Source organism: Modestobacter sp. URMC 112 (assembly GCF_053502575.1).
Genome location: NZ_CP199957.1, coordinates 2,765,698 through 2,786,726 on the forward strand (window position 1 = coordinate 2,765,698; position 21,029 = coordinate 2,786,726).

19 protein-coding genes are annotated in these 21,029 nt (G+C 72.0%); 12 read left to right on the plus strand and 7 right to left on the minus strand.

Annotation, left to right across the window (positions count from 1 at the left end):
* Positions 1–76: 76 nt before the first annotated feature.
* The 4 genes from ACWIX6_RS12930 to ACWIX6_RS12945 form a co-directional block, all read right to left on the minus strand.
* On the minus strand, positions 77–472 hold the full coding sequence (locus ACWIX6_RS12930; RefSeq protein WP_448612834.1) for a nuclear transport factor 2 family protein: 396 nt from the start codon (positions 470–472) through the stop codon (positions 77–79).
* Positions 473–913: 441 nt separating this feature from the next.
* Positions 914–1,864, minus strand: a complete 951-nt coding sequence (locus ACWIX6_RS12935; RefSeq protein WP_448612835.1) for an NADP-dependent oxidoreductase — start codon at positions 1,862–1,864, stop codon at positions 914–916.
* Positions 1,865–1,980: 116 nt separating this feature from the next.
* The gene (locus ACWIX6_RS12940; RefSeq protein ID WP_448612836.1) at positions 1,981–2,355 is read right to left on the minus strand and encodes a DoxX family protein; all 375 of its coding nucleotides are present in this window, start codon (positions 2,353–2,355) and stop codon (positions 1,981–1,983) included.
* Between the two features lie 19 nt (positions 2,356–2,374).
* The gene (locus ACWIX6_RS12945; RefSeq protein WP_448612837.1) at positions 2,375–3,130 is read right to left on the minus strand and encodes a GtrA family protein; all 756 of its coding nucleotides are present in this window, start codon (positions 3,128–3,130) and stop codon (positions 2,375–2,377) included.
* 153 nt (positions 3,131–3,283) lie between these two features.
* On the opposite strand from ACWIX6_RS12945, the gene ACWIX6_RS12950 reads away from it, so the two are divergent.
* The 3 genes from ACWIX6_RS12950 (at position 3,284) to ACWIX6_RS12960 (ending at position 5,960) form a co-directional block, all read left to right on the plus strand.
* Positions 3,284–3,493, plus strand: coding sequence for a hypothetical protein (locus tag ACWIX6_RS12950; RefSeq protein WP_448612838.1), 210 nt, complete (start codon positions 3,284–3,286; stop codon positions 3,491–3,493).
* 208 nt (positions 3,494–3,701) lie between these two features.
* Positions 3,702–4,808, plus strand: a complete 1,107-nt coding sequence (locus ACWIX6_RS12955; protein ID WP_448612839.1) for an alcohol dehydrogenase catalytic domain-containing protein — start codon at positions 3,702–3,704, stop codon at positions 4,806–4,808.
* 369 nt (positions 4,809–5,177) lie between these two features.
* Positions 5,178–5,960 carry an SDR family NAD(P)-dependent oxidoreductase gene (locus tag ACWIX6_RS12960; RefSeq protein WP_448612840.1) on the plus strand — a complete coding sequence of 261 codons (783 nt, stop codon included), beginning with the start codon at positions 5,178–5,180 and terminating at the stop codon, positions 5,958–5,960.
* 95 nt (positions 5,961–6,055) lie between these two features.
* Here the strand turns inward: ACWIX6_RS12960 and ACWIX6_RS12965 are convergent, their stop codons facing one another.
* Positions 6,056–6,793 carry a GntR family transcriptional regulator gene (locus ACWIX6_RS12965; RefSeq protein ID WP_448612841.1) on the minus strand — a complete coding sequence of 246 codons (738 nt, stop codon included), beginning with the start codon at positions 6,791–6,793 and terminating at the stop codon, positions 6,056–6,058.
* Positions 6,794–6,855: 62 nt separating this feature from the next.
* Between ACWIX6_RS12965 and ACWIX6_RS12970 the strand changes: the two genes are divergently transcribed.
* The 9 genes from ACWIX6_RS12970 (at position 6,856) to ygiD (ending at position 18,000) form a co-directional block, all read left to right on the plus strand.
* A complete protein-coding gene (locus tag ACWIX6_RS12970) occupies positions 6,856–7,794 on the plus strand; it encodes an ornithine cyclodeaminase family protein (RefSeq protein WP_448612842.1) in 939 nt (312 codons plus the stop codon).
* A gap of 9 nt (positions 7,795–7,803) precedes the next feature.
* Positions 7,804–9,807, plus strand: a complete 2,004-nt coding sequence (locus tag ACWIX6_RS12975) for an oxidoreductase (RefSeq protein ID WP_448612843.1) — start codon at positions 7,804–7,806, stop codon at positions 9,805–9,807.
* Between the two features lie 38 nt (positions 9,808–9,845).
* Entirely contained in the window at positions 9,846–10,589 is a 744-nt protein-coding gene (locus ACWIX6_RS12980; protein WP_448612844.1) for an amino acid ABC transporter ATP-binding protein, read from the plus strand.
* Positions 10,589–11,227, plus strand: coding sequence for an amino acid ABC transporter permease (locus ACWIX6_RS12985; protein ID WP_448612845.1), 639 nt, complete (start codon positions 10,589–10,591; stop codon positions 11,225–11,227). Before ACWIX6_RS12980 ends, ACWIX6_RS12985 begins: the two co-directional genes overlap by 1 nt.
* Complete coding sequence (locus ACWIX6_RS12990) at positions 11,224–11,886, plus strand: amino acid ABC transporter permease (RefSeq protein WP_448612846.1); 663 nt, start codon at positions 11,224–11,226, stop codon at positions 11,884–11,886. Before ACWIX6_RS12985 ends, ACWIX6_RS12990 begins: the two co-directional genes overlap by 4 nt.
* A 93-nt stretch (positions 11,887–11,979) precedes the next feature.
* A complete protein-coding gene (locus ACWIX6_RS12995) occupies positions 11,980–12,822 on the plus strand; it encodes an ABC transporter substrate-binding protein (protein ID WP_448612847.1) in 843 nt (280 codons plus the stop codon).
* Positions 12,823–12,912: 90 nt separating this feature from the next.
* Positions 12,913–14,205, plus strand: coding sequence for an NAD(P)/FAD-dependent oxidoreductase (locus ACWIX6_RS13000; RefSeq protein WP_448612848.1), 1,293 nt, complete (start codon positions 12,913–12,915; stop codon positions 14,203–14,205).
* 1,305 nt (positions 14,206–15,510) lie between these two features.
* Positions 15,511–16,425, plus strand: coding sequence for a tyrosine-type recombinase/integrase (locus ACWIX6_RS13005; RefSeq protein ID WP_448612849.1), 915 nt, complete (start codon positions 15,511–15,513; stop codon positions 16,423–16,425).
* A 696-nt stretch (positions 16,426–17,121) separates the two neighbouring features.
* Complete coding sequence (ygiD, locus tag ACWIX6_RS13010) at positions 17,122–18,000, plus strand: 4,5-DOPA-extradiol-dioxygenase (protein WP_448612850.1); 879 nt, start codon at positions 17,122–17,124, stop codon at positions 17,998–18,000.
* Positions 18,001–18,735: 735 nt separating this feature from the next.
* Here the strand turns inward: ygiD and ACWIX6_RS13015 are convergent.
* The gene (locus tag ACWIX6_RS13015; RefSeq protein WP_448612851.1) at positions 18,736–19,839 is read right to left on the minus strand and encodes a diacylglycerol/lipid kinase family protein; all 1,104 of its coding nucleotides are present in this window, start codon (positions 19,837–19,839) and stop codon (positions 18,736–18,738) included.
* A gap of 487 nt (positions 19,840–20,326) precedes the next feature.
* Complete coding sequence (locus ACWIX6_RS13020; protein WP_448612852.1) at positions 20,327–20,863, minus strand: hypothetical protein; 537 nt, start codon at positions 20,861–20,863, stop codon at positions 20,327–20,329.
* Positions 20,864–21,029 lie beyond the last annotated feature (166 nt).

Consider the following 21,029-nt stretch of genomic DNA (forward strand, 5'->3'; position numbering starts at 1 on the left):
TTAGTTGCTTGGGCAAGCATTCCGTGCTCTGTGTGCTCTGGGTCACGCCACCTCCGGACAGGTGACGTGGCCGAGGTCAGAACATCCCGTTGCTGTTCGCGGACTCGGCGGGGACCGGTTGCACCACGTCCCAGTGCTCGACGATCTGCCCGTCCTCGACGCGGAAGATGTCGACGACGGCCTGCCCCAGGTCGTCGGGGAAGAACTTCAGGTTGTAGTGCAGGACGACCAGGTCGTCCTCGGCGACGGCCCGCTTCAGGTGGAACGACGCATCCGGAGCCTGCGTGAACAGGCCACCGATGAGATCGGGGAAGACGGCCGCACCGTCCGGGGCGGTCGGGTTGTGCTGGGTGTACCCCGCACCCAGGTACCGCTCGGCGGCCTGGGCGGGCTCGCGCCTGACGAAGGCGAGGTCGAAGAAGTCGAGGACGACGCGCTTGGCGTCGGCGTGGTTCGGCTGGTCGGTGCTCATCTGAGGTCCTCTCGGGTGTGGGGCACAGGTGGTCACTGCACCGCTCGCCGACGCGGGCCCCCACCGTCGGGAGCAGGGCATGAGCTGGGCGGCATCCGCATGGCGTCGGCGACCCGCTCGTCGAAGGCCGCCGGTGCCGTCGACTCGGGCGGAGTCAGACGGCGGAGCTGCGATCTCGGCATGCTGCCCTGGTCGACGGGGAGGTCGGCGGCAGACACCGGCAGTGGGGTGAAGGCGCCGAGGTCCAGACCTCGGTCGACGTGCTGGTGCAGCAGGGCGCTGTCGAGAGACGTCGCGACGATGCGCGCGGTGGCGGTCGGACAGCGCCAGCAGCGGCCCGTCGGTGGAAGGGCGACCAGCGGCCGGCCGCCGGGGCCGGAGTGCCCGTCGCCGGGCGGGGTCGGCGCGTTGCGCGTCGATCCCGCCCGGCGACGGAGACGCTCAGCCCTCGAGGGTGACGACGAGCTTGCCGCCGGCACCGCCGGTGGCCAGCCGGCCCAGGCCCTCGGCGGCCCGCTCGAGGGGCAGCACGTCGGCGACGGCGACCTGCAGGTCCCCGGCCGCGGCGCGCTCGGCCAGCGGGCCGACGACGTCGCGGGTCGGGGCGGCCATCACCGAGCTGCCGGTCAGACCGGCGGCGGCCAGGGTGGCCTCGTCGGGCACCGCCGCGACGCCGGCCACCTTCCCACCGGAGCGGACGGCGCCGATCGGGGTGCCGGAGGGGTCCATCCCGTAGAGGCTGAGCAGCGCGTCGACCCCGTCGGGGTAGGCGGCGCGGACCTGGTCGTCCACCGGGCCGGCGGTGTGGTCGATCACCCGGGCGGCGCCGAGGGCGGTCAGCCGGTCGGCGTCGGCACTGGTGCCGGTGGCCACGACGGTGACGCCGCGGGCGGCCAGCAGCTGCACGGCGAAGGAGCCGACGCCGCCGGACGCGCCGTTGACCAGCACGGTCTGACCCGGCTGCGGGTCGATGGCGTCGACGGACTGGACGGCGGCGGCACCGGCCAGGGGCAGGGCCGCGGCGGTGGTGAAGTCCAGCCCGGCGGGCTTGGGCGTGACCGTGGCGGCCGGCAGGACGGCGTACTCGGCCAGCGTGCCGGCCGAGATCGGCGGGGCCAGCAGCACGTGGCCGAGGACCTCATCGCCCACGGAGACGTGGTCGACACCGGCCCCGACGGCCTCCACGACGCCGGCGGCGTCACGGCCGAGCACGAGCGGGTACTCGTGCGGCAGGCCCATCTGGGCCAGGAAGCCGGCGGCGATGCCGTTGTCGATCGGGTTGAGACCGGCGGCCTTCACCCGGATGAGGACGGTGCCCTCGGCGGGCTGGGGGGTGGGCACCTCGCCGAGCTGAGGCTGCTCACCGGCGGCGGGAACGTGCAGTGCGCGCATGACGGGGACTCCTGGTGGTCGAGCTGGTGGTTGGGATGGAGGTGCACTCCGGCGTGGACCGCCGGAACAGTGGGGGCGCCCGGCGGCCGCCGGGCAGGCAGGCGGTCGCCGACCGGCTAGAAGGCGTACTGGCCGAACCGGCCCCAGGCCACGAAGACGGCCAGAGCGAGCAGCACGACGTTGATCACGATCATCGGCGTCTCCTTGCGGCGGGCGTGCACCACGATGGCGCCGACCATGAGCAGGGCCAGACCGGCGGCGGCCAGTGGCACCAGTACCGGAGCGGTGCCGAAGAGCGCGGGGAGGATGAGGCCCAGGGCACCGAGTACCTCGAGGACACCGATCGCCTTCACCACGCCCGGGCTGAAGTCACCCGCCCAGCCCATGCCGGACTCGACCAGCTTCTCCTTCGGCTGCGCGAGCTTCATCAGCCCCGCGCCGAGGAAGGCGACGGCCAGCACTCCGGCGACGATCCACAGGACGACGTCCACGTTCTTGCTCCTCTGACGATTACTTGACGTTGCAAGTGACTGTAGGGGTAATTGCTTGCCGCGTCAAGTGTCGACCGGCTGGGTTCCCCTCACGCGGAGGACGTGACGGCGAGCGCCGTGCAGCAGTCGCCGACCGTCGGCGGCCGGCCGTGCACGAGGAGCCGACCGGGCGGGCGAGCGAGGTGGCGATGCCGGCTGGCGACCCCCCTGCCCGATCGCCCGCACCGTCGACCGACTGGGCAAGCGCGACCAGGTCACCGGAGCGCGGGGAAGGCGACGAGGCAGTGGCTCGGGCCCCTGACACCGTCCCGATGTCGACCGCGGCAGGGTGGTGGGACGACGGGCGCGCCTGCGCGGCCGCCCCGCCGAACATCCAGCGCAGGACGACGAAGCGGATCAACCCGACCGCGCCGGTGACGACGGCGACCACGACCAGCTGGGCCGCCGCACCACTCCCCGGCACCAGGGCGCCGAACCACCCCAAGGCCGCAGTGGTCGCCGCCGTCCCCGCGAGCGCCAGCCCGCCTCCTTCCCACTGCGCCTGCAGCCAGGAAACCCGCCCACCGGCACGGAAGGTGAGCCGGCGGTGGAGCTCGTTGGCCAGCGCTGACGAGGCGATCGAGCCGGCAACGTTCCCGGCCTGACTGCCGACATCGGCAAGCAGGACGAACAGCGCCGCATACAGGAGGTTGGCGATCGCGCCGACAGCCACGAAGCGGACGAACTGCGCCCGGCCGTCATCCCGGCGGAGCCGGTCCAGCAGCTGGGCGATCATCGTCTGTGCACCTCGATTGGGATGGCGGGACAGCGCGGTCACGTTCTGCCCTGCCGCTTATTTACTTGAGCATGCAACTAACCGTACCACGGTCAGTTGCTGCGTCAACTGAACTTCTGTCCTGTGATCCAAGCGGCACGAGGAGGAAGCGCTGTGAAGGCGGTCGAGGAGCAGGTCCTCACCGACGCCGGCTGGGACGAGGTCGCCAGCACCGCCCCCGCTCACGTCGCCGAGGTGCGTCGACTGGTCCTCGACCCGCTGACCAAGACCCGGGTGCAGCAGCTGCACGAGATGGCCGAGCAGATCCGGCAGGTCGCCCGACCAGCCGGGTGGCTCCCTCCTCCCGCTGCCGAACAGCCCTGACCTGCAGGTCGCTCTGCCGCAGCCGGTCGTAGGTGAGCGCCGAGCGCGTGCCGCGGACGACGAGCCGGGCCAGCCACGACGAGCACAGCTGCACCACATGATCGACATGCGGACCCAGCCACTCGCACTAGCATTTCGTCATGGATCCGTCCGTAACTCCGGCGGTCTCCACGAGGGTTCCTCGCGCTTCCGATGTCAGGAGGAGACCATGACCACGAAGGCCCAGGCGGCAGTCCTGCACGCGTACAACGAGCCCTTCACCATCGAAACGGTGGAATGGGACGATCCCCGCCCTGACGAGGTCGGCGTGCGGATCATGGCCTGCGGTGTCTGCCACTCCGACTGGCATTGCAACACCGGTGACTACCCGGTCGAGTTCCCGATGGTGACCGGCCACGAGGGCGTCGGCGTCGTGGAGGCTGTGGGCGACAACGTCACGCGAGTGAAGCCGGGCGACCGGATCGTCCTGTCGTGGATGCCTGCGTGTGGGCACTGCAAGAACTGCGTGCGCGGTCTGGGGCAGCTCTGTGAGCGCGGGGCGAAACTCCTGGACGGTTCGCGCGACGACGGTTCCTCGCGAGTGCACACCTCCACGGGTGAGCCGATCAAGCAGTTCGCGTTCCTCGGGGCCTTCTCCGAGTACGTCGTCGTGCCTGAGGACGGGTGCATCGTCGTCCCCCAGGACCTCCCGCTGGAGAAGCTGCCCCTGGTCGGGTGCCGGCTGCCGACGGGGTGGGGCGCCGTCAACCGCACCGCCCAGGTCCCGGCCGGTGCAGATGCGCTTGTCGTGGGACTCGGTGGAGTGGGGATGAGCGCGGTCCAGGGCCTACGTTCGGCCGGGGCGACCCGGATCATCGCGGCCGACATCGTGGACAAGGCCGAAGCGGCGATGAAGTTCGGAGCCACTCACTTCATCAACGTCGCGAACGGTGACCTGCTCGAGCAGGTCCGGGCGATCGTCGGCGACGGGGTGGACTACTCGTTCGACTGCATCGGCCTGGGTTCGGTCCAGTCCGCGACTGTCGAGGCGCTGCGAGTGGGTGGCAAGGCGACGTGGGTCGGGGTCGCCCCGATCCACCAGAAGAGCGTGGACCTGAACGCCTGGGAGATGACGCTGTTCCAGAAGAGCATCGCTGGGACCTGCTACGGCGGAGCCAGCCCGTTCGAACTGGCCCCGATGCTGCTGGACATGTACCGGGCCGGCCTGATCCAGGTCGAGGAGCTGATCACCGCCGAGTACTCGCTCGATCAGATCAACGAGGCGTACGCCGACATGGTGGCTGGAAAGAACATCTGCGGGGTGATCCGCTTCTGAGGGTGCATGCACTCTCAGGCCCGAGCGCGAGTCGGAGCCATCCGCTGCGGTCGGCGATGGCTCCCGAATCTGCCCACACACACCGGCAGCTCCGAGGTCTTGTGCCCGCCGACTCCGGCGGCGGCTGCACCTGCCGCCGGGGCGGTACGGCACGGCCCATCGCTCGTCGCCGCTCGCGTGCCTTCGTCAGTGCCGTCGCCTGCTGACCAGGCATCCCGGGGCCTCGGCATGGGCTGACAGGATCTCCCGTGGGCGAGCCCCTCACCACTACGGTGCAACGCGGCCCCGCTGGTCTGCAAGGCCGACGCGACGGAGCCGGACGACCGGCGACATGCAGAACCGGCCATCAGCGAATGACTGGAGTCCTACGTGCAGGAGCAGCGCAGCGCGATCGTGACCGGCGGGAGCCTCGGCATCGGCCGCGCTGTCGCCCGCCACCTGATGGACGACGGGCACGACGTCCTCATCGTCGGACGGCGTGAGGACCTCCTGCAGGAAGCCGTCACCGACCTGTCCGCGGACGCCACAGCCGGCAGCGTCCGGGCGCTGGGCGCCGACGTCGCGCGCCCGGAGGACCTGGAACGCATCGCGAGCACCGCCCTGGAGGCGTGGGGACGCATCGACGTCCTGGTCAACAACGCCGGCGTCTTCGACGACGCCTCCCTCCTGACGCTGCCACAGGAGACCTGGGAGTGGGTGATGGCAGTCAACGTGACCGCCCCGTTCCTCCTCACTCAGCACGTGGCCCGCGCCATGGTGACGCGCGGCAGCGGGTCGATCGTCAACATGGCTTCCGCCGCCGGCCATGGCGTCGACGGCTCCTGCGTTGCCTACAACGTCTCGAAGGCCGCGCTCCTGCACCTCACCCGCCAGACCGCTGTCGAGCTAGGACAGCACGGCGTGAGGTGCAACTCCGTCAGCCCCGGGTACACGCGGACGCCCATGGTCGAGCAGGCTCGGACGGCTGCGCAGCTGGAGGCGATGGAGGCGGGCTGGCCCCGCGTCCCCCTACGCCGACTGGTGACGACGGCCGAGGTGGCCTCCGCAGTCGCCTTCCTGGCCGGCGACAAGGCCTCGGGCATCACCGGCGCCGACGTCGTCGTCGACGGCGGCACGATCGCCGACCTCTACCTGAAGCCGACCATGGGCTGACCGCCCCCTGCCCCTCGCCGGCCCGGCGAGCCCTGCACGCCCGCACGCAGGCGCAGTGTCCCGACCGAGCGGTCCGCCGGAGGCCGCGGTCGGGACTAGCACGGTTCGCCTGGCGTGGCGTCGACGCCGGCCCAGTCAGCGCGGACGTGCTGCAGGTGCCTGGCCATCAGCTGACCGGTGCGTTCCGGGTCACCGGCCAGGAGGGCGTCAAGCAGACCGAAGTGCTCGTGCGACGCGGACACCAGGCGCCCTTCCGCGCTCAGCTTCTGCAATCCGTAGAGACGGGTCTGGTCGCGCAGCAGCTCCACGAGTCCCACCAGTCGCCGGTTGCCGAGCAGCTCCAGCAGCCCCAGGTGGAAGTCCCGGTCGGTCTCGAGGAACTTCGTCAGGTCGCCGTCCTCCGCGGCCCGCGTGCAGGCCTCCGCGTGCACGCGCAGTGGCTCCACCACGGCGCTGTCGCCCCGGCGGGCGAGCTCCTCCAGAGCCGGGACCTCCAACATCAGCCGTAGCTGGTAGACCTCGTCGAGATCGGCGTCCGTGAGCGGCGTGACCCGGAAGCCGCGGTTCGGGACCACCTCCATGACCCCCTGGTTGACCAGGGTCAGCATGGCCTCCCGCACCGGCGCGTTCGAGGTGCCCAGCCGGCCCGCCATGGCAGACGCCGAGTAGATCTCGCCGGGGCGGATCTCCCCGGCCACCAACTGCTGGCGGATGACGGCGAGTGCCTGGTCCCGCAGGCTGGGCCGCCTGAGTTGCAGCTGGTCCATTGCAATTCCCTCCAGAGCCTTGACAGCAGGGCAGGCGCTCGGCACATTCTGCCGGTAATCGGTCATCGATTACCAACCACATGAGCGGCAGGCGACCCATGCAGGCAACGGTGCGCACCATGTCGAGGATGCCCGAACCGACCTGGATCGGCGCTGAGGCGGTGGAACGGAGCCTGTCGATGCGCGCCGCCATCGACGTGCTCGAGGAGACCCTGCTCTCGGGCTTCGACCCCGAGCAGGACGGCGAGCGCACCCGGCTGACGGCGCCGGGGGGACAGCTGCTGCAGATGCCGTCCGCCAGCGAGCGCTTCGTCGGCACCAAGCTGGTGACCGTCTGCCCAGCGAACCAGGGCACCGAGCGCCCGGTGATCCAAGGCGTCTACGTCCTCTTCGACGGCGTGGGGCTGTCCCCGGTGGCCACGCTGGACGGCGCCGCTCTCACCAGCTTGCGCACCCCTGCCGTCTCCGGCGTGGCGGCCCGTCACCTGACCGCACCCGCGTCCTCCCGGCTCGCGGTGTTCGGTACCGGCGTCCAGGCCTGGGGGCACGTAGCGGCAATGGCGGCTGTGCTCGACCTCGAGCACGTCGACGTCGTCGGCCGGACGCCCGCGGCGGCGCAGCGGCTGGTCGAGCGCATCCGCGGGATGGGCCTCGACGCCTCGGTCGCGGGCCCGGCCGCGGTGGCCGCCGCAGACGTGGTCGTCTGCGCCACCGCCGCACCCGAGCCGCTCTTCGACGGGACGCTGGTCCAGGACCACGCCCTCACCGTGGCGATCGGCAGTCACGATCCGGCGGAACGGGAGGTCGACACCGCGCTGGTGCGTCGCTCGTCGGTGGTGGTCGAGTCGCTGGGCAGCGCCCTGCGGGAGGCCGGCGACGTGGTGATCCCGATCGCCGAGGGCGCCCTGGCCGCCACGGACCTGATCCCCCTCGCCGACGTCGTTCGCGGCTCCGTGACCCCGCGGCTGGACCGGCCGCGTCTCTTCAAGGGCACTGGCATGCCCTGGCAGGACCTGGCCACGGCCGGGGCCGTCGCCGACCGCGTTCTCCTCACCCACCGAGCCTGAGAGGTTCCGATGAGCGCACCACCCGCAGGTCCGGTCGCGACGCTGAACGGGAACGGAGGACAGTGGCGCCTGGACGAACCGATCCAGGTGGGCCCGATGCGGCTGCGCGGCCGCGTGTACGTGCCCGCCCACCAGCCAGGGCTGGCCGAGCACGGCCACCCTGGTGAGCGCTACCTCGCCTACCAGCGAGCCCGCGCGCGCGCCGGCGTCGCCATGCAGGTCACCGGGGCCACACCCGTTGCACCGTCCCGCGTCTGGAACGACATCTGCCTGTGGAACGTCGACGACTCGATCGTGCCCGGCTACCAGCGGCTGGCCGACGCCGTGCACGAGGAGGGCGGGCGCATCCTGGCCCAACTGGCGCATCCCGGGCCGGCCGAACTCGTCGGGCCCGACGTCCTGGGTCCCTCGCGCGACTTCTCCGAGGTGAGCCGCCAGGTCGTCCGCCCGGCCACCAGGAGCCAGCTGGCGACCATCGTCCAGCAGTACGCCGAGGCCGCCGACCGCTGTCGGCGGGGCGGGCTGGACGGCGTGGAGATCAGCATGGCGCACGGGCTGCTGCTCGCCGCCTTCATCACCCCCCTGCACAACCACCGGGACGACGAGTACGGCGGCTCCTTCGAGCGACGACTGCGCCTGCCGATGGAGGTCCTCGACGCCGTCCGTGACGCGGCCGGGCCCGACCTGGCCGTCGGCATCCGCCTCGGTGTCGACGACCTGGTCGAAGGCGGACTGCGGCCGGACGACGCCGCCGCGGTCGCGGCGGCGCTGGAGAGCCGGGTCGACTACGTCAGCGTGATGGTCGGGAACAACAACCGGCTCGAGGCACGTGTCCGGCACTGGCCGCCGACCCCCGCACCCTTCGGACTGTTCCGCTCCGTCGCGCGGACCATCAAGCAGGCGCTGACCGTGCCGGTCTGCGCGGTCGGCCGGATCACCACCGCCGCGCTGGCCAACGACATGGTCGTCGCGGGCGACACCGACCTCGTCGGGATGGTGCGCGCCCACATCGCCGACCCCGAGCTGCTGGTGAAGTCCCGTGCCGGCCGCGCGGAGGACGTGCGGCCATGCGTGGGCGCGAACGTGTGCGTCAACCGGCTCCTCGACGAGGAACCCCTCGCCTGCCTGGTCAACCCGGACGTCGGGTACGAGTCGGAGCCCCCGCTCTCCCACGACGTCGCGGGAGCGAGCGCCGTCGTGGTCGGTGCCGGCCCGGCCGGCATGGAGGCCGCCCGCCGCCTCGCCGAACGGGGCTACGCCGTCTCCCTGCTCGAGCGCGCCGATGCCGTCGGCGGGCAGGTGCTGTCCTGGACGGGCTCCACCAGCCGCCACGAAGTCCGCCTCTTCCTGGACTGGCAGCTGCGGCAGCTCCTGGGACTGGGAGTGGACGTCCGGCTCGGCGTCCAGGCTGATGCCGAGCTGATCGCGTCCGCCGCCCCCGGCCTGACGGTGCTCGCCACTGGTGCCCGCCCCGCCGGGCTGCCCGGTCTCCCCACGGACGGGTCGGTCCGGCTCGCCGACCCGCTCGACGCGGCGGACTGGAGCGGCCGTGTCGTGGTCTACGACGGTGTCGGCGACCTCGACGGCGCCCTACTCGCCGAGCGGGCGGCCGAGGGTGGCGCCGAGCACGTCACCCTCGTGACGGGGCGGGTGCACGTCGGGGAGGGCAACGGCATCACCACGCTCTTCCCCATGATCCGCCGGCTCGCCGAGCTCGGCGTCGATGTGGTGGAACGGGCGGTCCCGACGGCGGTCAGCGGCGGGGTGGTCACGCTGGACGGCGTGTTCGGTGAGGCGCGCGAGCCCATCCCGGCCGACACCCTGGTCACCTGGGTCGGCGGCACGTCGGACACGTCGCTGGCCGACCAGCTCGCGGCCCGGGGAGTCGCCCCGCTCGTGATCGGGGACGCGCTGCGCCCCCGCCGGGCGACCGATGCCGTCCGTGAGGGCGCACGGTGCGAGCGGACGGCGATCGACGCCGGTCTCTTCGGGATCCGGGTGGGCGCACGATGACCACCAGTTCAAGGGAACACCACCTCGGAGACGGCTCCGTGGGCGTCTCCCTGCGCAACGTGACCAAGAAGTTCGGGGACCTGGTGGTCGTCGACGACGTCTCCCTGGACGTCGCGCCCGGCGAGGTGGTCTCCATCATCGGACCGAGCGGCGCCGGGAAGAGCACGCTGCTGCGCTGCATCAACATGCTGGAGCGCCCGACCTCCGGCGAGATCACAGTCGGAGACCTCACCATCCACCCGGGGTCGGGGGTCACGAACAAGGAACTCGGCCGGCTGCGGCGGACCGCCGGGATGGTCTTCCAGTCCTTCAACCTGTTCCCGCACCTGACCGTGCTGCGGAACGTGTCCATCGCGCAGGAGCGCGCGCTCGGACGGGACCGCAAGGAGGCCGAGGCCCGCGCCCGGGAGCTGCTGGACCGCGTCGGACTGGCTCAGAAGGCCGACACCTACCCCACCCGTTCCTCCGGCGGCCAGCAACAGCGCATCGCGATCGCGCGGGCTCTGGCCATGGAGCCCAAGGTGATGCTCTTCGACGAGCCGACGTCCGCGCTCGACCCGGAGCTCGGTCTCGAGGTCCTCCAGGTCATGCGCGAACTCGCCGCCGAGGGCATGACCATGATCGTCGTCACGCACGAGATCCACTTCGCGAAGGATGTCTCCGACCGTGTGGTCGTCATGGCAGACGGACGGGTGATCGAGGTCGGCCCGCCGGACCAGGTGCTCACGGCACCGGCGAACGAGCGCACCCAGCGCTTCCTCCGAGCCGTGACGGACCGCTGATGCAGTTCCTGGAGGTCGTCCTTCTCGGCGTGCCGATGACGCTGTTGATCACGGCGCTCGCCTTCCTCATCGGCGCGGTCCTCGGCATCCCGCTGGCGCTGGGACGCCGCTCCACGCTGGCCCCCCTGCGCTGGGTGTCGCGCCTGGTGATCGACGTGCTGCGTGGCATCCCACCGATCGTGTGGCTGTTCATCGTCTTCTTCGGCATCGGCACCGATGTCGTGCGGCTCAGCTCCCTCGAGGCCGCCGTCCTCGGACTCGGGCTCATCGCTGCCGGCTACATGGCGGAGATCTACCGGGGTGGCCTGCTGGCGGTGCACCGCGGCCAGTTCGAGTCGGCTGCCGCACTCGGCATGTCGTGGCGCGACTCGATGGTCCGGATCATCGGCCCGCAGGCGTTCCGGGTGTCGCTCCCCGGGGTGACCACCTACGCGGTCGGCCTGCTCAAGGACTCGTCCGTCGCGGCGACCATCGGTGCCACGGAGATCGTCTTCCGGGCGACTGCGGCGTCCCGCTCCTCCGGTGCGGGGCTCGAGCCGTTCCTGGTGGCGGCGGCCGTCTACATCGTCCTGGGGACCCCGTTGGCCTACCTGTCCCGGGTGGCGGACGCACGCATGCGAGGGCGGGTGGCCCGATGAACGACAGTCTCCTGCAGGCCTGGCTGGAGTGGCTGCCCCGGCTGCTGGACGGCCTCCTCCTCAGCGTGCAGGTGGCCGCGGCCAGCCTGCTCCTGGGGATCCCGCTGGGTCTGGCACTGGCCCTCCTGGTGTCCGCCGGACACAAGGCCGTACGGACGACGGCGATCATCCTGGTCGAGATCGGGCGGGGGACCCCGGCTCTGGTGACCCTGGCCATCGTCTACTACGGCCTGCCCTCGACCGGGATGACCCTCAGCTCCTTCACGGCGGCGGTCCTCGCACTGGCACTCACCACCGGCGCCTACACCAGCGAGATCCTCCGCGCCGGCCTGCAGGCCGTGCCGCACGGCGAGATCGAGGCCGCCGGGGCACTCGCGATGAGCCACCGCGACACGTTGCGGTTCATCATCATCCCCCAGGGGGTGCGCATCGCCATCCCGGCATTGATGGGCTTCTCCATCCTCATCTTCCAGGGGACCTCCCTGGCCTTCACCATCGCGCTCCCCGAACTGCTCAGCAGGGCCTATTCGATCGGCTCGAGCACGTTCCGCTACCTGGACGTGCTGCTGCTCGCCGGGCTGCTGTACCTCCTGGTCGCGATCCCCGCGGGTTGGCTGGTCAGCTGGACCGAGAAGAGGATGAGCCGCCATCTGACCTAGCGCGCACGGGCGGCGCGAGCCATCCGACCCCTCCCCTCACGCACGTCCCACCGAACTTCCATCCGCCCGATCCGCACGAGAGGAAGAACTGTCATGTCACGCTCCCGAATCGGAATCGCGATCAGCGTCGGCGCCATCCTGGTCCTGGCCGCCTGCGGCGGCGACGGCGGCACCACCGCCGCCAACGCCGACTGCACCCCCGAGCACGAGTTCGAGACCGTGACGGAGGGGACCCTGACGGTCGGCCTCGTCGACCTCCCTCCCTACGCCATGACCACGGGGGAGGACGGGATGAGCGGTGTCGACGCCGACATCGTCAAGGAGTTCGCCGAGCGGGAGTGCCTGACGGTCACTCCTCAGCCCGGCGACGCGGCGGCACTGATCCCCTCGGTGCAGCAGGGCCGCATGGACCTGGCCATCGCCGACTGGTACCGCACCGCCGCACGGGAGGAGGTCGTCAACCTCAGCGATCCGCTCTACCTCGACGACATGGGCATCCTCTCGGAGGACGGGATCTCGGAGATCTCCGAGCTCGAGGGCCGGAAGGTCGGCACGGTCGACGGGTACCTGTGGGTGCAGGACCTGCAGGAGGTCCTCGGGGACGACCTGGTCCTCTATCCGTCCTCGGTGAACCTGAACCAGGACCTGGCATCCGGGCGCGTCCAGGTCGGCGTCGACAGCTACGGCTCGGCCCTGCAGACCCAGAAGGACACCGGCCTCAAGGTCGAGGTCGCGAAGCCGGACCCGCGTGTCGCCGCCTCCGAGGAACCGGCGCAGGCGGGCATCCCCGTCTCGCCGGACAACGAGGAACTGCTCGAGGCGCTGAACGCCGTCCTCGCCGACCTCCACGAGTCCGGCCGGATCGCGGAGATCCTCGAGTCCTACGGGCTGCCGGCGTCCGCGGCAGACGTGGGTGAACCCCGCTTGATCTCCTGACCCCGTCGACTCGCCCCGTGCCCCGCCCGGCAGCGGCGGCGGCACGGGGGCGAGTTCCCGTTCCGGCCGATCACCCCAGGAGAGGTCCACATGTCTGCAGTCCCCCGCCACCGGACGCAGGTCGCCGTGATCGGCGCCGGCGCCATCGGCGCCGCGTGCGCGCTCGAGCTCAGCCGTGGAGGTGTCGACGTCCTCGTGCTGGAACGGGACGCCGAGTGGGCCGCCGGCTGCTCCTGGGGCAACGCCGGCCTGGTGTGTCCGAGCCATGCCGGCCCCTATGCCACGTGGGCCGACGTCGGCTCGGCCATGAAGTGGCTGCTGCGGCCCGACAGCCCCCTGGGCATCCGTCCGCTCCCCCAGCTCGTCCCCTTCCTCACCCGGCTGCTCAGTGAGGGCCGACCCGCGCGCGCCCGGCGGGTCCTCGAGGTCTCGCGGGACATGTGCCTCCGCAGCCTGGAGATGCACCGGCAGCTGGTGGCCGACGGCATCGACACCGGTTTCCGGCGGGCCGGCCTGCTTGACGTCTACGAGACACCCGAGGGACTCGAGCGCGGCCACGCCGCTGCGGACGTGCACCGCGCGAGCGGGCTGTCCCTGCGGGTGCTGGACGCCGCCCAGGTGCGGGACGCAGAGCCCGCACTGGCCGAATCGGCGGTCGGCGGCGTGCTGTTCGAGGACGAGGCCCACCTCGACCCGCTCCAGTACGTTCGCGGCGTCGCCACGGCGGCCGAGGCCCGCGGCGCACGCCTGTTGACCGGAGCGGAGGTCCTCGACCTGGCACCCACCGCGACCGGTGTCGAGCTGACCACCACGGTGGGCGCCGTCCACGCCGACACGGTGGTCGTGGCCGCCGGTGCCTGGTCCGGCCGGCTCGCCGACGTGCTGGGGCGGCCCGTCCCGCTCGAGGCGGGCAAGGGACACACCGTCGACCTGGCCGCGGACGGGAGGGAGCCGCTGCACCGACCGCTGATGCTGCCGGAGGCACGTGTCGCGATCACACCGCTGGACGGTCGGCTCCGGCTGGGCGGGACGATGCAGTTCGCCGGTCTGGACGAGCGGATCGACCGGCGTCGACTGGAGGGGGTGCGCTCCGCCGGTCGTCGGATGCTCCCCGGGTGGGCCGATGCCCCGACCGTCTCGATGTGGGCCGGGCTGCGACCGTGCAGCCCCGACGGCCTGCCGTACGTCGGGTGGCTCGACCCCGGCCGGGTCCTGCTGGCCACGGGCCACGCCATGCTGGGGCTCACCCTGGCCCCACTGACCGGCAAGCAGGTCTCAGACCTGCTGGCTGGGTCGGAGTCACCCGATGCAGCGGCGCTCGACCCCAGGCGCTTCCGCCGCTCGCCGCGGGGCGTCAGTCGCAGCACGGCCATGCAGCAGTAGTCCGCGCACCAGCCAGCACGTCGACCACCGGACGGCGCAGCACGGGCCACCAGCTCGGTGCTCGCGCCGTCGGGCCCTCGAGCGCCCTGGCCAGCCCCTGGGACCCGACCTGCAGCGAGCAGTCCCGGCGCACTGCTGGCGACCAGCGCTCCGACTGCGGGTCGACGGGCATCGACCAGCAGCTGGCCGGCGACGTCGGCGCCGACGCCGTTGCAGGCGCGAAGCTGGGTGTGGATCTCGGCGACCAGCGGGCCGAGAGGTCGTCAAGGTCGTCGATCTCCTCGGTCGGAGCGGCGTGCCGGTGGGCCAGGACGCGCAGCGCGGTCTTGGCGGCCTGCTCCGGTTCTGGAGTTGACCCGCTCGTCCACGGCGGACATCTACAGCTACGTCGGTCCCGTACAACGGCGTGAGGCGGCAGATCGGCTCGACGAGGCGCTCCGGTGGTGACCGTTGCTGTACGCCGACCGCGTTGCTGTAGTCATGCAAGAGGCGGGCCGGCCCGATCGGCCGACCCGCCTGTGACCTGCGGTCTCACTGTCGGGCTGACAGGATGTGAACCTGCGAACCCTTGACCCCCAGCCGTCGGCCGCGGGTTCGCGCGCGTCCGCCTGAGTTCGTCTGCGCAGGTCGATCGGCATACGGAACGACAGCGAACGGATACGGACGGCACCTCACGGGCCCCAATGCTGGTCAGAACGGTGGTCGAGTCTCGGAGTCCCGGCCAGCGAAGGCGGCCCGAGCCATCCGGAGGCCATCGTCGCCGAGCGTGACGGCGTCTCGGAAGGTCATGCGGCAGGTCGCCGGGCCTCTGCGCCCTGCCGGGTCCCCCTGTCCTCCGCTGTCTCCCGCCCGTGTCAGGCGCGGATGCGATGCGGAAGCGCCCCCTGATTACTCCCCCGCCTCATGCCGTACGCAAAGGCCACCGACGTTGCGCTGTAAGCCTGCGAGTTGACTTCTAGGGTGATGGCAGCAGTTGACAGGGGACGAGGGCGCAGCTCAGCGCCCATCGAAGCGTCTGGCCAACGCTGGTGGACGTCGGGCGCTGATGGGGGTTCGTTGGTCGTGAGTTGGTCGTGTCGTCGATGTGCGCCTAGTGCGCCGCACCTCCGACCCGAGCCACATCCCGACCCGTCGCGTCCCTGACGTCGGTAGGCGTCACGTCGCATCGCTCAGCCACCTGGAAGATGCCGGGCGAGCCGATGCGGGTCCAGCCGAGCCGCGCCAGGTGTCCTATCAGCGCAGATGCGCAGCCCTGAGGTCCTCGAAGGCCTAGCACAGCGCTGACTCGCCCGATGACCTGCCGCCGTGGCGCTCCGGTTGCAGGACCTGCTGGCGTCCTTCCGGCGGCACCTGCGGGCCGCGGCGAAGGCGCCGCGGACGATCGAGCTGTACAGCCAGTCCGTGCGGTACTTCGGCCGCTGGCTGGCCGACCGGGGCCGGCCGGCGACGCTGGAGGAGGTGACCCGGCACGCGATCAGCGCCTGGCTGGCCGAGACGTGCGAGCCCTCCACGGTGGGCACCCGGCTGCGCGGAAGGCGCCGGTTCTGCCGCTGGCTGGTCACTGAAGGAGAACTGGAGAAGGCGCCGACCGACGGCATCGAGATCCTCAGCCCACCCGACGAGCCCGTCCCGATCCTCACCGATCCCGAGATCGCCGCGCTACTGAAGGCGTGCGCGGTCGGTCGTGGCCGGCCCGGCACCGTCGACCGGGCCGTCTTCCTCGGCCGCCGCGATGAGGTGGTGCTGCGACTGCTGCTCGACACCGGTGTGCGGGTGTCGGAGCCGTGTGTGCTGGCGCTCGACGACGTGGACCTCGACCGGGAACTCGCCTACGTCACCGGCAAGGGCTTCCGTCCCCCGGGTAGTCCCGTTCGGTGCGAAGACCGCCCCGGCCTGGACCGCTACCTCCGCATACGGGCGCTGCATCCGTACGCCCGGTCGACGAGGCTGCTGCTGGGCCAGCGTGGGCCCTCGACCCCGGACGGCGCCCGCGACGTGCTGCACACCCGCGCAACACAGGCCGGCGTCACCGACGTCCACCCGCACCGTCTCCGGCACACCTTCGCCCACCGGTGGCTGGCCGGAGGAGGACAGGTGCAGGACCGGATGATCCTGGCCGGCTGGCGCAGCGGCGACATGCTGTCCCGCTACGCCGCCTCCACCGCCGTCGAGCGGGCCCACGAGGCCCACCGGCGCCTGAGCCTGGGCGATCGCCTCTGATCACCTTCCGCTGTCCCGAGGGGCTCGGCTCGTGCGCATGGCCGCGCTGCGGTTGCAAGACATCGTGCGGCGCCGATCCCGTCCGCGTCCGCCAGGACCATCGCCGGTGCGGCTTGGTTGCGGATGCTGCGCCATCAGTCGCTGATCACCTCGGGGTCCAGCAAGCGAGCTTCGATGGCCCAGCCGACCTCGCCGCCGGAGTCGGTCTGGCTGTCACCCGGGCGCTGACCGACTCGCAGTATGCCGAGGCGCCGGCCATGCGCCGAGCACGGTCTGCACGGAGGCCGGAGTTCCGCCGCCCAGTGGAGTGCGACCGAGCGGATCATGGCGACCGCTCCGGTGACCGGGCGACGACCAGGTGCGCCGCCGCGCGGCTGCCGGGGCCAGGGCATCGAACCGGTCGAGCGCCGCTCCCCTCGTCCGGGACCGTGCCGCCACCGCAGGAGACGCGGCAACCCCTCCCCGGAACGAATCCACACGCGCGCACTGCGGCGGCTCGGATCGGCCGGATCTCGTCCTGGAGTCGATCGCCGCCGTCACCGAGGCTCCGAGGGACTCCCGCGGGTCCCCGCTGCTGCCGAGACGCCCGCTGTCGTCAGCGCAGTGAGCGGGACGCGCGGACGGCGCCGCACGTGTTGCCGGAGCAGGTCACAGTTCGTACGGTCCGGGTCCGGCACCTGCGACGAAGGAGTCATCGTGAGCCTGGACGGCGCCTCAGCACCAGGGCTGATGCCGGCAGCGTTCTTCGGGCATGGCAGTCCGATGAACGCGTTGGAGGTGAACCGGTACACCTCGGCGTGGCGGGCGTTCGGTCGAGCAGTGCCGCGGCCCCGGGCCATCCTGGTGATCAGCGCGCACTGGTACATCAACGCGACCGCCGTCACCACGATGGCGCGGCCTCGGACGATCCACGACTTCTACGGTTTCCCCCAGGACCTGTTCGACGTCGAGTACCCCGCTCCCGGCCTGCCGGAGCTGCACGAGGAGGTCGCCGACATCGTCGAGCCGACCTGGCTGGGCGCGGACGTGGACAGCTGGGGCATCGACCACGGCACCTGGTCGGTGCTGGTGCACGCCTTTCCGGACGCGTCCATCCCGGTCGTCCAGTTGAGCATCAACGCCGACAAACCCCTGCAGTACCACCTCGACCTCGGGGCGAAGCTCGCGCCGTTGCGTGAGCGTGGGGTGTTGGTCATGGGCAGCGGCAACGTGGTCCACAATCTGGGTGGAGCCGACAGGAACCTCAAGGACGAGGGCTTCGACTGGGCCCAGCGCTTCGACGAGGACGCCAAGGAGCGGATGCTCACCGCGCCCGCCGAGTTCGCGACGCTGGACGCTCATCGCGACTACCGGAACGCCGTGCCGACGCCCGACCACTTCATCCCTGCCCTCTACCTGGCAGGTCTGGCCGGCGCAGCCGGAGAACAGGAGGCGGGGATCCTGGTGGACGGCTGCGCCTACGGATCACTGTCGATGACCACCTACACGCTCGGGCTGGACTGCGAGCAGGCCGTCGAGGCCGGTGGAGCACCGCAGTTGCCACCCGGGGTCCCCGCGGACGGCTCGAACATCTAGGGCGCCGGCGGAGCGCCTGCTGGAGTCGGCTGGGTGTGGGCGCCAGCGCCACGAGGGGAGCTGGCCGGCTAGCTCCCGGCAAGCAGGCTCACCGAACCGTCGACCGACGGTGACGCGTCAGGCACTGACATCTCGCCGGTCGCCGGCTGGCGGGCGATGGTCTGTCTCCTGGCGTCTGACGCGGCCCTGCCCGGCGTGGCGGTTCTGTCCCGGCCGGACGGACGGGCTGCTCACCTCGCCTGGAGGTGAGCGGCCCGTCGTGGGTGCCCGTCGGCAGGCTCTGGTATCACCCGGGCGTCGTCAGCCCTGGACACGCCCGGCGGCTGCGGCGATGACGTCGCGGAGCGGGGTCGGTGCCCGGCCGATGAGCTCCTCCAGGTCGCCGCTGTCGACGTGGAGGGCCCCGGCGGCCACGGACCGTCGATGTCCGCGGACATGCCGGCCACGGACGCGGGCAGGCAGGGCGCTATCAGGGCGAAGGGCACCCCGCTCAGACGAAGCCGCCCACGGCCAGGACCGCGCCGGCCGGGATGTCGGCGACCGCCTCGGCGGCGCCGGGCATCACCGTGTTGACGAACCCGCTCCTGTTCCTCCTCGCTCGTCGGTGCAGTCGTCAACCCCGCTCGCCGGACTCACGGGCTCCGCACCGCCGAGGCCGCGGAACCGGGGGTGGGTGTTCCGCCGGTCGTACCGGTCGGTGGCCTGGTCGGCTCGCCGGCCCTCGCCCGCGGCCGCTCAGCGCTCGAAGGGCGGCCCCAGCGACGGGCGGTAGACGACCAGGCTCCGGGGCAGTTTCCTGACGTCGAACTCGGCCGGCCCGGGGGCGATCTCGCCGTCCCTCGCCAGCAGTCCGGGGCCGTCGGGCCGCGTGATGTGCACGTCGACCGGGTCGTCCTCGACGTAGAGGCGGCTCCGGCCGAGCCGGCCGGTGAGGATGGACACGGCCAGGCGCAGCAGCGGCGCGCGGCCTGCCACGGTGACCATGCGAAGGTCCAGTCGCCCGTCGTCGAGTCGGGGCCGCCAGCTCGGGGCGAACCCCTGCGGCTGGTAACGGCCGTTGCCGATGAACATCATCGCCACGTCGTGCTCAAGCCCGTCGACCACCAGCCGGAGCGGTCGCTGCTGCCGAACGGCCAGCACCAGTGCGATCGCCGCGGCCGCCGGCTTCCCGACCCGGCCCTGCCAGCGCTCCCGGAGATCGACGAACGCCGGATAACTGCCCAGGCTGGCGGTGTTGAGGAACAGCCGCTCACCGGCCAGCGCGACGTCGATCCGGACCGCCGTGCCGCGGCGCAGTGCCGTCAGGGCGTCGGCCGGCCGGTCGATCCCGAGGTCGGCGGCGAAGTGGTTGAACGTGCCGCCCGGCAGCACGAGGAGCGGCAGCGCCGCCTCGATGGCGACCTGTGCCGCGGTACCCACGGTGCCGTCCCCGCCGCAGACCCCGAGCACCTGGGCCCGCCGGGCGGCCGCACGGAACTCGCCGGACACGTCCGCACCGGGTTCCAGCGTCACGATCTCGGCGGCGGGCAGCTCGTTGCGCACGGACCTGGCCAGTCGGCCGCCCCGGCCGCTGCCGGAGCGCGGGTTCACCAGGATGACGACACCGGCGCCGTCCGCGCGGGGCGGCTGCGGCACCGGGCGGGGCGGGACGGCGCGGACGGCGCTGGGTGTGCGCGAAGGAATCAGCCGGCTGCCGGTCATGGCGACCGCGCCGCCCAGAGCGGCACCCGTCAGCAGCTCCCCCACGTCGCCGTTGCCCAGACGGCGCCGCACGAGGGGCACCGCCAGACCCGTCATGGGCAGGCCGAGCGCCGGCTCGGTCGTCCCGACGGCGACCACGAAGGCCGCAGCTGCGGCTGCATGCAGGGACGGGGAACCGGCGTGGTTCGCCGGACCGAGCGGTGTCGTCGGGATGCGGCGTGGCCGTTGCCCGGCACCGGTGCCGACCGACCGCCGGAGCAGCGCGTCCGTGGCCACTAGCGAGGCCACCCCGCGCAGCGCCGCCCGACGGCCCCGCCGCCGACCGCCGGCCGCCACCAAGGCCGCGACCAGCAGCCACGGAGCCGAAGGTTCGAGGCGACCGGCCAGAGCTGCCGCGCGAGCCTGTCGCCCCGCCGTCCGAACCCTCGTTCTCGCTCGTCTCATCGCTGCTGCGTCCGCTTCTGTGCGCTCGGGGCCGCTCCCCGGCCGCGGTCGGATGGCGGACGGGCCGGCGCCAGAGGCTCACCGGATGACCTGTTGGTCTCTGCCTGGTGCCGGACGGTCGACTCTGCCAGCCGAACCGCCCGTCCTCTCCCCCGGCCGCGGGGGCCGGTGCCACCGCCGCTCAATGGGTCAACTGCCACTTGAGCAGGGCCGCCGCAGCGCCGACGATCGCCAGGACGAAGCCGGCGAGGAACACCCGGGACGAACTGCGCTCCCCTGACACCCGGGCGACCACCGAACCGAGGAGCGCCAACCGGAGGTCGACCAGGACCAGCGCGAGGACGAGCACCGTCTCGCCGGCCAGGAGGTCGGCCCACGCCAGCACCAACAACGCAGCGGGCGCGCCGGCCGCCGTCGCGATCGGCAGTGCGCCCCACAACTCGCGCCGCACGACGGCGGAATCCAGCGACCGGCCCTCACGGACCCGCAGTCCGACCGCTTCCCCCACCGTGTGGGCGACGTAGGTCGAGGTTCCTACCCCGAGCAGGTACAACACGCCCTTGGGTCCGCCCAGCTCGTCGGGCTGCAGGGCGATCAGCGCGGCCAAGACCAGGACGTTCCCGTAGACGTAGGCCGACACCCGGCTCGCGACGTCCTCGCGCGGCACCTCCCCGGGCGTGCGGCGCAGACCGGCCAGCCTCGTCCTGAGTCCGCTCACGTCACCGGCCTGTGGCTGCCGGGCCCGCTCCGGGCCCCGACCGACGAACCTGCATCTCCGACCGTCCTCCCCTCGCGGTGGCTGCCCTACCGACCGACGCAAGCGTCGCTGGTCGGTTCCTCCTGCCCCACTCGACGCCCGGCCACGCACGACCCTCGGGTTCAAA

Coding starts and splice junctions, on each gene's coding strand:
- ACWIX6_RS13000 (WP_448612848.1), top strand. CDS start 12,913: ATGTCTGCAGTCCCCCGCCACCGGACGCAGGTCGCCGTGATCGGCGCC.
- ACWIX6_RS12985 (WP_448612845.1), top strand. CDS start 10,589: ATGCAGTTCCTGGAGGTCGTCCTTCTCGGCGTGCCGATGACGCTGTTG.
- ACWIX6_RS12990 (WP_448612846.1), top strand. CDS start 11,224: ATGAACGACAGTCTCCTGCAGGCCTGGCTGGAGTGGCTGCCCCGGCTG.
- ACWIX6_RS12975 (WP_448612843.1), top strand. CDS start 7,804: ATGAGCGCACCACCCGCAGGTCCGGTCGCGACGCTGAACGGGAACGGA.
- ACWIX6_RS12970 (WP_448612842.1), top strand. CDS start 6,856: ATGCCCGAACCGACCTGGATCGGCGCTGAGGCGGTGGAACGGAGCCTG.
- ACWIX6_RS12935 (WP_448612835.1), bottom strand. CDS start 1,864: ATGCGCGCACTGCACGTTCCCGCCGCCGGTGAGCAGCCTCAGCTCGGC.
- ACWIX6_RS12995 (WP_448612847.1), top strand. CDS start 11,980: ATGTCACGCTCCCGAATCGGAATCGCGATCAGCGTCGGCGCCATCCTG.
- ACWIX6_RS12930 (WP_448612834.1), bottom strand. CDS start 472: ATGAGCACCGACCAGCCGAACCACGCCGACGCCAAGCGCGTCGTCCTC.
- ACWIX6_RS12945 (WP_448612837.1), bottom strand. CDS start 3,130: ATGATCGCCCAGCTGCTGGACCGGCTCCGCCGGGATGACGGCCGGGCG.
- ACWIX6_RS12955 (WP_448612839.1), top strand. CDS start 3,702: ATGACCACGAAGGCCCAGGCGGCAGTCCTGCACGCGTACAACGAGCCC.
- ACWIX6_RS12965 (WP_448612841.1), bottom strand. CDS start 6,793: ATGACCGATTACCGGCAGAATGTGCCGAGCGCCTGCCCTGCTGTCAAG.